12 protein-coding genes are annotated in these 14,219 nt (G+C 60.2%); 9 read left to right on the forward strand and 3 right to left on the reverse strand.

Features of this window, described 5'->3' with window-relative positions:
• Window positions 1–31: 31 nt before the first annotated feature.
• From RBB29_RS09955 to RBB29_RS09965, 3 genes are read left to right on the forward strand one after another with little or no spacing between them, the layout of a single operon-like run.
• Window positions 32–1,018: a glycosyltransferase family 2 protein gene (locus RBB29_RS09955; RefSeq protein ID WP_306114914.1), complete on the forward strand. Its 987-nt coding sequence runs from the start codon at window positions 32–34 to the stop codon at window positions 1,016–1,018.
• Between the two features lie 3 nt (window positions 1,019–1,021).
• Window positions 1,022–1,870 (forward strand): sulfotransferase domain-containing protein, encoded by an 849-nt coding sequence (locus tag RBB29_RS09960; protein ID WP_306114915.1) that lies wholly within the window; start codon window positions 1,022–1,024, stop codon window positions 1,868–1,870.
• The gene (locus tag RBB29_RS09965; protein ID WP_306114916.1) at window positions 1,863–2,840 is read left to right on the forward strand and encodes a glycosyltransferase family 2 protein; all 978 of its coding nucleotides are present in this window, start codon (window positions 1,863–1,865) and stop codon (window positions 2,838–2,840) included. The genes RBB29_RS09960 and RBB29_RS09965 overlap by 8 nt, the downstream gene beginning before the upstream one ends.
• A 1-nt stretch (window position 2,841) precedes the next feature.
• Here the strand turns inward: RBB29_RS09965 and RBB29_RS09970 are convergent, their stop codons facing one another.
• Window positions 2,842–3,654 carry a sulfotransferase gene (locus RBB29_RS09970; protein WP_306114917.1) on the reverse strand — a complete coding sequence of 271 codons (813 nt, stop codon included), beginning with the start codon at window positions 3,652–3,654 and terminating at the stop codon, window positions 2,842–2,844.
• Between the two features lie 3 nt (window positions 3,655–3,657).
• Window positions 3,658–4,527, reverse strand: a complete 870-nt coding sequence (locus RBB29_RS09975) for a glycosyltransferase family 2 protein (RefSeq protein ID WP_306114918.1) — start codon at window positions 4,525–4,527, stop codon at window positions 3,658–3,660.
• A 253-nt stretch (window positions 4,528–4,780) separates the two neighbouring features.
• Between RBB29_RS09975 and RBB29_RS09980 the strand changes: the two genes are divergently transcribed.
• From RBB29_RS09980 to RBB29_RS09990, 3 genes are read left to right on the forward strand one after another with little or no spacing between them, the layout of a single operon-like run.
• Complete coding sequence (locus tag RBB29_RS09980) at window positions 4,781–5,914, forward strand: Gfo/Idh/MocA family protein (protein WP_306114919.1); 1,134 nt, start codon at window positions 4,781–4,783, stop codon at window positions 5,912–5,914.
• A complete protein-coding gene (locus RBB29_RS09985) occupies window positions 5,911–6,987 on the forward strand; it encodes a Gfo/Idh/MocA family protein (protein ID WP_306121142.1) in 1,077 nt (358 codons plus the stop codon). Before RBB29_RS09980 ends, RBB29_RS09985 begins: the two co-directional genes overlap by 4 nt.
• Before the next feature lie 4 nt (window positions 6,988–6,991).
• Window positions 6,992–8,191: a glycosyltransferase family 4 protein gene (locus tag RBB29_RS09990; protein ID WP_306114921.1), complete on the forward strand. Its 1,200-nt coding sequence runs from the start codon at window positions 6,992–6,994 to the stop codon at window positions 8,189–8,191.
• Here RBB29_RS09990 and RBB29_RS09995 read toward each other — a convergent pair whose 3' ends face one another.
• A complete protein-coding gene (locus RBB29_RS09995) occupies window positions 8,192–10,771 on the reverse strand; it encodes an AMP-binding protein (protein ID WP_306114922.1) in 2,580 nt (859 codons plus the stop codon).
• Between the two features lie 309 nt (window positions 10,772–11,080).
• On the opposite strand from RBB29_RS09995, the gene RBB29_RS10000 reads away from it, so the two are divergent.
• The 3 genes from RBB29_RS10000 to RBB29_RS10010 form a co-directional block, all read left to right on the forward strand.
• Window positions 11,081–12,349 carry a glycosyltransferase family 4 protein gene (locus RBB29_RS10000; protein WP_306114923.1) on the forward strand — a complete coding sequence of 423 codons (1,269 nt, stop codon included), beginning with the start codon at window positions 11,081–11,083 and terminating at the stop codon, window positions 12,347–12,349.
• A 168-nt stretch (window positions 12,350–12,517) separates the two neighbouring features.
• The gene (locus RBB29_RS10005; protein WP_306121143.1) at window positions 12,518–12,775 is read left to right on the forward strand and encodes a hypothetical protein; all 258 of its coding nucleotides are present in this window, start codon (window positions 12,518–12,520) and stop codon (window positions 12,773–12,775) included.
• A 345-nt stretch (window positions 12,776–13,120) separates the two neighbouring features.
• Window positions 13,121–14,219 (forward strand): PA14 domain-containing protein (locus RBB29_RS10010; RefSeq protein WP_306121144.1); only part of this gene is annotated, 1,099 nt, incomplete at its 3' end.

The following is a 14,219-nucleotide window of genomic DNA, read 5'->3' on the forward strand; positions in this document are numbered from 1 at the left end:
GGCCTGCTGTCATTTGGAACCGGAAACTTTGATGACATCATCCAACCCGCCTGCCCGGATCGCCAGAATTGCGGTGTCGGTCATCAATTACAAGACCGCCGATCTGACCATTCAATGCACGCAATCGGTTCTGGACTGCCTGGGCGATGTGGACGGTCATGTCGTGATTGTCGATAACCGCTCCGATGACGGGTCCATCGAAAAGATCTCGGACTGGATTGCCGAGAACGGCCATTCGGACCGGGTGCACCTCGTGGCGTCGGATACCAATTCCGGGTTTTCCGGCGGACACAATCAGGGCATGGGCGCGATGCCGGCGGAATACTACCTGATCCTCAACTCCGATGCGGTCCTGTTGCCCGGCTTCATTGATGAAATCCTCAAGGCCGCCGATGCCGAGCCACGGATCGGCCTCTTTGCGCCGCGGATTGATTACGACGATGGCGGGCAGCAGATCAGCTGTTTCCGGTTCATGTCCCCCAGGAGCGAGATGATCCGCGCGGCGGAAAGCGGGCCAGTTACGAAACTTCTGGCCAGAAGCCGCGTCGCGTTGGAGATGCCGCCAAGCCCCGAGGACATCGAGTGGGCCAGTTTCGCCTGCATCCTGCTGCGGGCGGAGATGACAGGAGAGCTTGGGCCGATGGACGAGGGTTACTTCCTCTATTTCGAGGATGTCGAATACTGCTGGCGGGCGCGTCAAGCCGGATGGCGCATCCGCTATGTGCCGCAGGCGCGGGCGATCCATTTCCGGGGTGGCAGCGGTCCGGTCAAATCACTGGCCGTCGCGAAAAAGCGTTTGCCCGCATACTACTATGCCTCGCGCACCCGCATCCTTTACCAGATGTACGGCACCGGCGGATTATTGCTTGCCAACCTCACGTGGTTTTTCGGACGTGCGATTGCCCTTATGCGCGTGTTAGCTGGTAAGAAGATACCTCCGAGCAACCAACAGGAATACCGCGATATCTGGATCAATTTCTTTTCCCCGCTTGGCGACAGCCGTCAATCGAAGAACTAGACTATGGCACTACCGGATTTCATCATCGTCGGCGCCATGAAGTGCGGCACCAGCACATTGGCGGCGCAGTTGGACGCACAGCCCGGGATTTTCATGACCGATCCGAAAGAACCGAATTTCTTTTCGGATGACGCGATCTTTGCCAAAGGCGCAGATTGGTATCGTGACCTTTTTGCCGGAGCGGCGCCGGACGATCTCAAGGGCGAGGCCAGCACGCATTACACCAAAAGCCCCATCCATCCAGACGCCCTGCCGCGGATGCAGGAGATGCTGGATGCGCCAAAGATCATTTACCTGATCCGTGACCCGATGGTCCGGGCAGTTTCGCATTACATCCATGAATGGACCATGGGCGTGATGTCGTCGGATATCGAACAGGCCTTTGCCAATCACCCGGAGCTTGTGTCCTACGGCTGCTATGCCGAGCAGATTGCCCCGTATATCGACGCCTATGGCGCTGACAACGTGCTGATCCTGAACCTGGAGACAATGAAGGCCGAACCGCAACAGGTGCTGGAGCAGGTCTGCGATTTCCTGGGCTACGATCAGGAACCTGTCTGGTCTGACGAGCGCGCGCAAATGAATGTCTCGGCGGAGCGCATCCGCAAGTTTCCCCTGCACTGGCTGATCTTTGGTAACCCCGTCGCGGCGGCGCTGCGCCGCACGCTGGTACCGCAATCCCTGCGGGACCGGCTCAAGAAGAAGCGTCAGATGCAGGAGCGGCCGGAATTACCGGATCACGTGAAGGCCCAACTGCAATCGACCTTTGCCCGCGACTTCGAAAAACTGCGCGCGCTTTTCCCGGACCGGGACGATCTTCAGGCAAGCTACCCGTTTGTGCCCCATGGATAGAGAGCCGGTCATAGGCGCGGTCATCATCGGCCGAAATGAGGGCGACCGCCTGGGCCTTTGCCTTGCGTCGGTGAGCGCGCAGATCCCCCATATCGTCTATGTGGATTCCGGCTCGGACGATGGCAGTGTCGAGCGCGCCCGCATGGCCGGGGCGGAGGTGGTCGAGTTGGACATGACCCAGCCCTTTACCGCCGCGCGCGCCCGCAATGCCGGGTTCGAGGCGCTGACCGCCAACCACAACGTGGATTTCGTGCAATTCATCGACGGCGATTGCGAATTGCAAGAAGGTTGGATCGCCCATGCCAGCGCCTTTCTGGTGCAGCATTCCGATGCCGCAGTCGCCTTTGGCCGCCGCCGTGAACGCTTCCCAGAAAAGTCGATCTATAACCGGCTTTGCGATTGGGAATGGGACACGCCGATCGGCATGGTCGATGCCTGCGGCGGTGACACGCTGATGCGGGTGAGCGCCTTCAAGGATGTGGACGGGTTCGACCCGACCCTGATCGCCGGGGAAGAGCCCGAGCTTTGCGTCCGGCTCCGCGCCTGGCGGTGGCAGATCTGGCGGCTGGATCATGAAATGACCCTGCATGACGCGGATATGACCCGCTTTAGCCAGTTCTGGAAACGTACTCACCGTGCGGGACATGCCTTTGCCGAAGGTGCCGCACTCCACGGGCTGCCGCCGGAGCGGCATTGGGTGCGCGAGACCCGCAAGGCGGTGATCTGGGGGCTTGTCCTGCCGCTTGTCATCCTGCTTTCGGCGTGGATCTTCACGCCCAAGGCGCTTTACCTCTTCCTTGCCTACCCGGCGCAGATCATCCGGCTGGCCCTGCGCGAAGGGCGCGATTCGACCGCATGGGAACGCGCCGCCTTGCTTGTCGTCGGCAAGTTCGCGGAAATGACCGGTGTGCTCGAATACTGGATCCGCCGCCTGTTGGGCCGTCCGCGCGGATTGGTCGAGTACAAGTAGATCAGGTCGCGCCGCGCGCCGCCGCCTGCCGCAAAAGCTCTTCATGCGGGGTGCCTTTGACCGCCGCAACGCATTCCTCGAAATTCTCGATCACCTCGTTGACAGGCGTCCGGATGATCTTGACCATGCGCTCTTCGGTCCGTATCGGCGCGACGCCTAGGAAGTCGAAAACGCCGGTCATGGTCTCATGCCGCCGGTCGGGATCGGTGAACAGGTCCTCGTAACTGATGACATGTTTTCGGGGGTCTGGAAGACGATCCAGCATCTCTTCCAGTTCGGCATTTTCCGTCTCTATATCGGTCAAAAGCGCCGCGATCTGCCCGGGGTCGATCCGCAATGTCTTGCGCCCGCCACTATTGGCACTGGTGGTCTTGATGACCCCGGTGGCGCCCAGCATCGCGTTCGAGATCATCCGATCCACCACGTCCTGCCGCAGAAGGCCCACGACCTTCAGGTCCGGGCGGGTATCGAGGTAGTCCGACAGGCCAAAGCGCGTGAAGTTGAGCGAGAAATCCTTGATCCCCCAGGTCTCGATATCGCGCAACGGTTTCGCCGCGGCACGGTTGCCACTCATGGTCTTGCGCAGCGACCGCACCGAGTTGACCATCCGCAGGAAAGCCCCGGAATAGAGCACCCAGTCAAGAAACGCCTCGTCCCCGCGCGGGGTCAACGGCACCCGCCTTTGCAGCTTGCGCACGGCGTTCCATTCGCCCAGAACCTCGCCAAAGTTCAGGACCGCTGGATTCTGGTTGAGCATATCGCAGAGCGTGTTGCTGCCGCTGCGCCCGAGGGTCAGGATCACGTGCCTGTCCATCCGCTACCGCCCCCTGTCCCAGCCGGCATTCGACCGCTTTAGCCGAACCGCCACGTGCACCAGCGCATAGACCGCGAAGGACACTGGCATTTTGACAAGCAAGCGCAACAGATCGCCTCGGCTCACGGGCGCCTTCGCTTCGTGTTCAATGATCTCTGGATAGAGGCGGTGGATTTCGCGCACACCGTCATCCTGCCGTCGCCGCACGCGGACAAGATTGCGGAAGCCTTCGATCATCGGCCAGTGATAGCGCGCAGGCACCTCGACCCGCTCGTCGGGGCCGAATTGAAGCCGGACAAATGTGTCGTCGGAGATAATTGTCGGAAACGCGCCCCAACGCTCACGCCCCGCCCGGTTGACCGCGAATAGACCCGCCCCCACGGTGCCCCCTTTGACAAAAGGCAGCTCAACCCAGAATCGTGCATATCGCCGGGTTACCCAGGTTCGTGCCGGCGCGACCTGCAGCCGGCCCGTGGCGTAAAGCGGTTTGTCGACGCACAAAACCTTCCGAAGCTGCGCCAGCAGATCAGGATCAAGCCGCACATCCGCATCGAGAAAGACCAGCGCTTGCCCTGTCGCCAACTGGTCCGCTGCGTTGAGCGCATTGACCTTGCCGGGTTCGGGCACGTCGATGATCGTCAGCGTCCAGCCGCGCGCGTCGAACCGGGATGAATACGCGCTCGCCACTTCGACGGTCCGGTCCGTGCAGGCATTTGCGGCCAAAATGGTCTCGACCGGACCAGCCGCGTCCGATTGCCCAAGCAACGCCTCGAGACATGCGCCGATATAGGCTTCTTCGTTTCGGGCGGCGATGATCACGTTCATCAGGGCCTTTGCGTCCCCCTGACCTGCCTGATCCACCGCGTTCGACATTCGTGCTGACCGTCCTTCATATCTTCCCCTGACCGTTACCCGTTTCAGAGTGGCTTTGTCGATAATCAACCACCAGCGGGCGCGAAAGACGCCCACCTGTTGGTCCGGCGTCACATCATTTTGCCCAAAGCGGGCCGAAATCACCGATTGGCATGGACAAATGCGCGCCCGGGCGGCACCAGAGAGGTTTGAAACACATGGTTTTCCCCAATCGGGCCACATTACTGACAAGAGAGACCGGCAGGACATCCGCATGATCAAGGTTGGCATCATTGGAACCGGGTTTGTGGCCGATTTGTACATGCGGTCATTTGAGCTTGGCACGACGTTCGAGCTGATCGGCGCCTACGATCGCCGGGCCGAGCGGTTGGCGCAGTTTTGCGCCCATTGGAAACAGCCTTCATTTGCCTCGCAGGAGGAATTGCTGGCAGCCATCGGCCCAGGCGGCATCCTTTTGAACCTGACCAACCCGTCGTCGCATTTCGACGTTGGCATGGCGGGGCTCGAGGCCGGATGCCATGTCTATACGGAAAAGCCGCTGGCCATGACGGTGGAGGATGCGCAAACCCTCTGCGATCTGGCGCGCGACAAGGGCCTGATGCTGGCCTCCGCGCCCTGTAGTTTCCTGGGCGAGGCGGCTCAGACCCTGGGTGCTGCGATCCGCGGAGGTGTCGCTGGCAAGGTTCGCGTGATCTATGCCGAGCTTGATGACGGGTTCATCCCGCAGGCGCGTTACGCCGACTGGATCAGCGAAAGCGGCGCACCCTGGCCCGCAGGAGACGAATTCGAAGTGGGCTGCACGCTGGAACATGCGGGCTATTACCTGACCTGGCTGATTTCGATCTTTGGGTCGATCCGCACGGTTGTGTCGGCCTCCTCCCGGCAGGTGAGTGACCTCTTGCCCGTGGATGACCCGGCGCCGGACTTCTCTGTCGCCACGCTCTTTTTTGAAAGCGGCGTCGTGGCGCGTCTGACCTGCACCATTATCGGTCCGCATAACCATTCGCTGCGCGTCATTGGCGACCGCGGTGTGATCGAGCTTGATGAGGCGTGGAACAATGCCGCCAAAGTCCGGTTCCGCCGCCGCTTCAACCTGCGCCGCCGGTTGATGGAATCGCCCGTGGCAAAACGCCTGAAGCTGGGCGGGGAAACCCACCCCAAGGTCGGCAGGTGGGGATCGGCGTCGATGAATTTCGCGCTGGGCGTGACCGAGATGGCCGAGGCGATCCGCGAGGGCCGCGACAGCCGGATGTCCATCGACCTTGCGCTGCATCTGACCGAGGTGACGCTCGCCATCCAGGGGGCGGGTGACAATAGCGGCGCGCAGCAGATGGTGACCCGCTGCGATCCGATTGAACCGATGCCCTGGGCCAAGAGGTTGGGATGATGGCAGACCAAATCCGATTGGGCATCGTGGGGACCGGGCGCATGGCATCGCGGATGATGCAGGCGCTTGCCACCGTGCCGGATTTCACCGTAACCGCTGTTGCGTCCGGCAGCGCCGCGCGCGCCGGGGCATTCGCCGAGGCATTCGGCATCAATGCCCACTGCACCTCGGCGCAGGAGTTGGCGGCGCAGGCAGAGGTCGATGCGGTCTATATCTGCGGCCGGACGGGCAATCACGTCACCGATGCGCTAGCTGCAATCGAAGCGGGCAAGCCTGTGCTGCTGGAAAAACCGCTGGCCACGAACCTTGATGATGCCACCCGGCTGACCGACGCGGCGCGGGCGGGCAATGTGCTGCTGCTGGAGAACCTGTGGTGTCTCGCGCTGCCATCCTACCGGCGCATGGCCGAGGGGTTGAACAGCCAAAGCTATGGCAAGCCTGTGCAGTTGCAGTTTTCCTTCGGCTATCCCGTCACGCCCGAGGGTTACCCATCCCTTTTCGATTCCAGGGATGGCGGCGCGCTTCTGGATCGCGGGGTCTATGGCGTTTCGCTGGCCGTGCATCTGCTGGGCGCCGTGCATCAGGTCCAGGCCTGCGCGCAGCTTGATGAGAGCGGTGTTGATCTGACCACCGACCTGACGCTGGAGCATTATTCCGGCGCCACCTCGCAAATCACCGTTTCGCTGAACGCCCTGATGGCAAACACCGCCGGACTGTCCTGCACCCACGGGTTCATGCAGCTTGGCGCGCCGGTGGTGGGCTCGGAGTCGTTCCTGAGCCAGCAGGTCACACCAGAAGGCGCCTCCGCGACGGGCGACAGCATTCATGTCCACGCCCCGGGCCTCAAGGATCGGCTAAAATCGAACGGCTTCCTGCGCAAACTCAAACGGCTGAAAGATGCCAGCGCGGCGCAGTTCATCCCCCACGGGGCCGATCAATATGCGCCGATGTTGGAGCATTTCCGCGATCTGATCCGCGCAGGCCGGACCGAAAGCACCCTTGCCCCGCTGGAGCTGTCACTCGCTACCCAGGACGTGCTCGATCAGGCGCGCCAACAGATCAGGAAGGGCTGATCCGATGCGCATTGGCTATTTGATGAACGCCTATCCGATGACCAGCACGACCTTTATCCGGCGCGAAATCCACGCGATCGAAGAGCAGGGCGTCGAGGTCAAGCGGTATGCGATCCGGCCCTGGTCCGAGGCGCTGGTCGACGATCAGGACAAGGCGGAAAAGGACATTACCTTCTATCTGCTGGTGGGCCGGCTGGGCGGGCTTCTGGGCGATTTCGCGAAGGAATGCGTGACCAATCCCGCGGGCATGAGCCGGGCGCTCGGCACCTGGTGGACGCTCTGGCGTAATGCGGGCCGGGGCTTCGTACCGCATGTGGCCTATCTGCTGGAGGCAGTCTCGCTCAAGCGGCGGGCCAATGCGGACGGGATCAGCCATTTGCACACGCATTTTTCCACCAACTCCGCCGCCGTTGCGATGCTGTCGAACCGGCTGGGCGGGCCGGGCTATAGCTTTACGGCCCATGGCCCAGATGAGTTTGTTGATTGGGGGCGGTCATCGCTCGGCCTCAAGGTGGCGCAGTCGCGCTTTGCCATCGCCATCTCGAACTATTGCCGGGTCTTGCTGGCCCGGGCGGCGGGGATGGAATACTGGGACCGGTTGCACATCGTCGGCTGCGGCATTGACGTGGACGAATTCGCGCCCAGCGACGCGCCGTTCGACGCCTCCGCGCCGTTCGTGTCAGTCGGGCGCCTTTGCCCGCAGAAGGCACAGACTTTGGTGGTCGAGGCCGTGGCGCAGGTGGCGGAAAAACACCCCGAGATTCGCGTGACATTGATTGGCGACGGCGAAAGCCGCGCGGATGTCGAGGCCGCGATTGTGCGGCATGGGATTGCCGACAACGTGACGCTGATGGGCTGGCAGGATAACGAAACCGTCCGCGCTGAATTGGGCCGCGCCCGGGCGCTCCTGCTGCCAAGCTTTGCCGAAGGTCTACCCGTGGTGATCATGGAGGCGCTGGCGCTGGGCCGTCCTGCGATCTCGACCTACATCGCGGGCATCCCCGAATTGGTGGACGAAGATTGCGGCTGGATCATCCCCGCAGGGTCGGTCGCCGATATCGCCCACGCGATGGAAGAAGCTCTGGCCGCCAAACCCGCATCGCTCAAGGCCAAGGGAGCCGAGGGCCGCACCAGAGTGATGGACCGCCACGACGTGCGCAAGAACGCCGCCGCGCTGCTTGACCTGATCCGCAAGGCGTCCTGATCACCCGAAATACATCCGCCGCAGGCGCCATCCGAAATAAGCCATCAGCGACAGGAAGGCCGAAAGCGGAATGAGCAGGGCAATCGCCCCGGGCAGGCCGAGGATCTTGAGGATGTCCTTGGCCGGAATGACCACGCCGTGGAACGCATAGATCGGCAGGGCCAGACCACCGACGACGATCATTACCTGCAACACACCGCGGGTGAGCGACCCAAGGCCCGTCCAGCCGCGCAACAGACCCTCGAACGCGCCCACGAGGAAGATCACCAGGAAGAAGTAGAAAGCAAAGCCCATGAGGCTGCCGAAGAAGGGCGAGCTGCGGGAGGCAAAGGGCGATTCAGGCAGGACATCGGCGCCGACGATCATCGTGAACGCCATGCCAAAAATGCCGCCGAGAGCAAAGAGATGGCTGGCCCGGCGGGTGTCTGATTGCTGGCCATACCAATAGCCCGCAGCGATCCCGGCAAAGACGAAGGCCGACACTTTGAAATAGCTGTAGCCCGCCACCGCCATCAGGCGGGGCCATTCGAGAAGGCTGTCCTGCCGTCCGGGCGCGACATTTGCGGCCAGCCAATAGATCGGAATGGCCAGCGCGCAGACCAGAAGCGCACGGAAAATCACATTATCCCCGCCGCTTAGGTAGTCCAGCCAGAAGCGCACGGTCAGGAAGGCCAGCACGTAATAGGCAAGGATGTTATAGAATGAGAGCGATATCCGGAGCCCGGTAATCGCCTCGCCCCGCAGCGCGAAGTGGGTCAGGTGGAACGCGGCCATGATCGTCAACCCGGACAACACAAGCCAGAACGAGAGCCGTAATCGCTTCCGCACGGCCGGTTTGTTCTGGGCATATCCCGGCAGGAAGAAGATCGCGAGGCCGATGCCGAAGATCACGGCAAAGCCTTCGGTGCCCATCACGTAGATCCAGCCAAGGAAATAATCCGCCTGCTCGCCGATGCCGAGGCGTTTGAAAAGCCCCGGACCCCAATGGGAAAAGAGCACCGCAAGGACCATCAGACCACGGGTGATGTTGATCGCCCATGTGCGCGCCGTCCGTTCGGGCAGAGCGGCACCGGCGGGCGATGCGTCACTTTCGTGAAGCGCAGCAATGTCACGCAATGTCTGCCCTTCGAGCGTGGCGCGAACGGCCGCACGGTCAAACTCTTTCTCCATCGCAAGCCCGATCTGCACCGCACTGAGCGAATCACCACCGGTGTCATAGAAGGTGTCATCGGCCTTGATGCTCACCGGGCCCACGACCCTGCGCCAGACATCGGCCACCTTCTGCTCCGTCGTGGTCAGGGTCGTGTCCTGCAGGGGGGTGTCGTCCGCACCGGTATCGGGCTGCGCCGTGAACATCTCTTGTATTTTCTTGCGCTGCACCTTGCCGGTGCCGGTCACGGGGATTTCGTCAACAGCAAAGATATGGACACCACCGGGTTGATTGATCCCCGCCTTGGCCATCGCGATCTCGGCGGCTTTTTCGATCATCGGGGCGCGGTCCATCGCATCGCGGCGGATCGCGATCAGGACAGCATCACCGCGAAGTGCATCATCGGTTCGGGTCACGCCGATCTGACCGCTTGTGCCGCAGATCCGGTTGATCTCCTGCTCCAGGTTATCGGCGTTAAGATTCACACCGGCGATATTCATCTGGTCGTCGAGCCGCCCTTCGTAATAGAGCATACCGCCCTCGATCCGGCCCTTGTCCTTGGTATGCAACCAACCGTCGTCATCGGTCAGCGGCTCTACCTGGCCATCCTCGGCCAGAAGACCCAGTGCGACGTGGTCGCCACGGATGCAAATCTCGTCTTCCGTCCCAATCCGGGTTTCCGCAGGTGGCGTGGCTGCCCCAACGCTTTCCAGAACCGCTACCGGGCTTTGACTGATGTTGAGGAAGGTCGTGCGCGACGCCTCGGTCAGCCCGTAATGCTGCACGATCCGCGCCTTGGGAAAGACCCGCCGCAGCGCCTCTTTCTCCCCGCCGGACATGTATTGCGAGCCGATTTCGATCCACTTGACCGCGTCACCGGCGGGCCCGATGACATCCGGCGCCTGCAGGATGACCCGCCATAACGTCGGCACCGCCGAGATGGCATTGATCTCGCCCCGCTCCAGCATCTCGCGGATCTCGATGGGATCGAACCGCGCGGGCAGGTAGTATTTGCCGCCCACCGCAGATACCGCGCGTATCCGCCCAAGGCCAAAGGAATAGGTGGACGGCACGCCCACATATTCACGCACGCTCTCGTCAAGCTCCATCGCCGCGTTCAGGCGCTGCACCACGTCCGAGATGTTGCGCTGGCTCAGCACGATCGGTTTAGGCAAACCTTCGGTCCCGGAGGAGAACAGTATCTGCGCCGGTGCATCGGAGGTGCCTGGTGTGAATTTCTGCTGCCCCCAGCCCAGATCATCGCCGACAGCCATCGTCTCGATCACCTCAAGACCGGCATAGCGCGTCAGGTCCAGCCCGGGACGTTGCACGGTAAAGAGTTGACCCGCGTCATAGAGGCGAAAAACCTGATCCAGGAACCCAAGCGTGTTCTTGCCTTCGACAGCGACGGTCTTCAGGGGTTTGTTCATTACCATAACCTTTTGCTCAATACGCCGCCCTTGTGGTGCGCAGGCGATGCGCGTCAAAAAACACCGGGTTTGTGGCACTGTTATGTTTCACCGCGTGAGAAAATAGAAGAAATTTCGGCTTTGCTGCGGTCATGCCTGATATTTTGCCGTCTCGCCCGATCCGCGCCCAACAATCGCCTATTTGCTTGTCATTAAGGGCGCTATGGATAGTATCCGCGGCCAGAGAGACATCCCTGCCGCAGATGGTCGCTGATCTGGTAGGTTTCAGGTGATTGAATTGAATATTCTGATACGGCGCGGGACGGATATATGAACACGCCAGCTCATCCCAAGGTTCTGATCGTGGCGCCCAATGCGTCCTCTCGCATGGGTGGGGAGGCATTCCTGCCGCTCAAGTATTTCCAGATCCTCAAGCAGCGCGGCGTCACAGTCAGCCTGATTGCCCATGCCCGCAACCGCGCCGACCTTGACGAGGCGCTTAGTGCCTATACCGATGACATTCATTATGTCGAAGACAGTGTGTATCACCGCTGGATCTGGAAGATCGGCAAACTGCTGCCCGATGCAATCCGCATTCCGCTAATCGGGAACCTCGTCAACCAGATCAGCGAGGTCTACCAGAAACGCCTGATCCGGCAGCTCAAGGCGGAGGGCAAGGTAGACCTGATCCATCAGCCCATTCCGGTATCCCCACGGGCACCCTCGCGCATTTACGGACTTGGTGTGCCGGTGGTGATCGGGCCGATGAACGGCAACATGGATTATCCCGAGGGGTATGAGGAATACGAAAACCGGATCGCACGGACGCTGATTCCGCTGGGCCGGATGATGGCCAGGCTCGTCAACGTGATGATTCCCGGCAAACGCCGCGCCGATGCGTTGCTGGTCGCCAACGACCGGACCCGCGATGGGTTGCCACTGAGCGATCATTCCAAGGTTATCACCCTGGTGGAGAACGGGGTCGATCTCGGGATTTGGCAAAGCCCGGATGAGATCAGTCAATCACAGGAACCCGGCGTGTTGCGCCTGGTCTTCATGGGCCGGCTGGTGGATTGGAAAGCACTGGATGTCTCTCTCAAGGCCGTCCGGCTGGCGCGGGACAAAGGTCTGGATGTCAGCCTGGAGATCCTGGGCGATGGGCCGGAGCGGCCGGGGATGGAGCGGCTGATCGGGGAACTGGATCTCGGGCCTCACATCACCTTTCATGGATTCCTCAAGCAAGAGGAATGTGCGCAGATACTGGCCAAGGCCGACGCTCTGCTTCTCAATTCGCTCCGAGAATGTGGCGGTGCTGTGGTGCTGGAGGCCATGAGCCTGGGTAAACCGGTCATCGCATCGGATTGGGGCGGGCCCGCGGATTACCTGGATCCGAGCTGTGGCATCCTGGTCCATCCCGCGCCTCGACATAGTTTCGCCGATCGGCTGGCTCAGGCGATTTCCGACTTGGCCAATGATCCCCAAGCAAGGTATGGTATGGGCAAGGCAGGCAAACACAAGATCAAGCGTGAATTTGACTGGGAAAAGAAAGTCGATCGGATTCTTGAAATCTACCGGGACGTTCTGGCGGCCCACGACTAGGCTATTTGCCCGCCCGAGACAAAGATTTCATACACATGATTTGTGTAAAATTGGAAACAGCCTGTTCAGAATATCCACTATAACCTGCCCTTTTTTGGCCAGCATTAACTGTTCTTTAATGATTCCCGAACCGCTCACGTCGGGCTCAAAAAAGGCCGTAATCTGAACATGTACGCTAAAATCTCTACAAATCGCGTGCCCGAACATCTTGTCGGAACCCGCGAAGGTCTGTTCCACGTTCTGCGTGGCACGGATATCATCCCGCAAGAGGATCCCATGGCGCGCGCAGAATTGCCCCGTGTCGTGCAGATCGACAAACTCGCTCAGCGCACTGCCGAGCTAAGAAATTCTCCGGTATTCCTTAAGTCGGAAAGGGACCGGATGTCGGCTTTCTTAAACAAGGACGAATTCTGCTTCGCCGGCTGATTTTCCGGAGGTTGTTTCCAAAAGTGAAACCTCCCCATTGGTATAGATGGCGGGAATTGGCAGGAAACCCCCATCGCCGTGACGGATTTCAGCAGGAAAATGCCAACTTCTGGTTGTCTGACGCTTCGCAATTGTCCCTGAATCAGTAACAGCCATAAGGTCCGCCCAGACGAGAAGTGGAGCGAATCCACTCGTTGAGGTGGCGGCAGACCACACTGTCCAGAATGCCCGTCGCTTGGCGGCTTGACGTTCGTTCAAGCCGGCACCCCCGTTGTGTTGTGTAAGTTCCTGTTTTCGTTTGGAAAATCTCCATTCGAAAAAGTGTTTGTTTTGTATCAAATGTGAATGTTTTCCGTAACTGAGCCTCAACCGTGCTGGCCCTATATTGCCGCGCGCTGGCCTCAAAAAAGTCCAGAATGTGAAAGAAGGATTAACCACGATGGGTATGAAACACGGGAGCAGTCTGCGATGAACCACTTCCAAAAGCTGGTCTTCCAGTTGTATTTCTCCGGAATCCAGAATGGCTCGTACCTCGGAAATTTCCCAGGCGTCGCAAGCTATCAGGCAAACATCGCCGCATTGCTGCTTCAGCAGATACAAGCCATCAAAAAGGCTGCCGCCGAACGCAAGGCACGCGCGCAGCAAAAAGACGAAGATGATGGTCACGATCATGACCAAGGCCACGACCACGACCACGATGATGGACATGGGCATAACGGAAATCACGACCAAAATGGCGGAAGCGGAAACGGCCTGAAAGCCGCGTTCTATTCCTTGAACAAGAAAGCCACGAATTTGGGCGGTGTCGATTTCGACAAAGACCCTGATCTGACCGGCAAGGTGGACGCGCTCAACTTCAACCGTACGAATGCGCCCTTCGTCGAGAATGGCAAGAGCAACTTCTTTGCGGCCCATTTCAGTGGCAACTTGAACGTCGATAAAGGCGGGAAATACAAACTTTTCCTATCGTCGGACGACTTTGCAAAGCTTTACATCAACGGCGAACAGGTCGTCTTCAACAGGCATTCGGACTCGAACAGCCCGCGCACGAATTCCAAGTCGATCACGCTGGACGCCGGATCGCACGAGATCGAGATTTACTACATCGAGAACCGCGGAACTCAGACGCTGAAACTGGAGTGGCAAGGACCCGATTCCCAAGGAAAACGCGAGACCATCACCAACGCGAACCTGAGTCATACCGACGGCGACAATCACGGTGATGGCGACAACCACAGCGATGGCGATAACCATGGCGGTGGCGACAATCACGGCGGTGGTGACAACCATGGCGACGGTGATGGCCATGGCGGCGGCGACAACCACGGCGACGGTGACAATCACGGCGGTGGCGACAATCACGGTGGCGGTGACAATCACGGCGATGGCGACAACCACGGCGACGGTGACAATCACGGCGATGGCGATAACCACGGCGACGGTG

This window comes from Roseovarius sp. MMSF_3359 (assembly GCF_030733385.1).
Classification (GTDB): Bacteria; Pseudomonadota; Alphaproteobacteria; order Rhodobacterales; family Rhodobacteraceae; genus Roseovarius.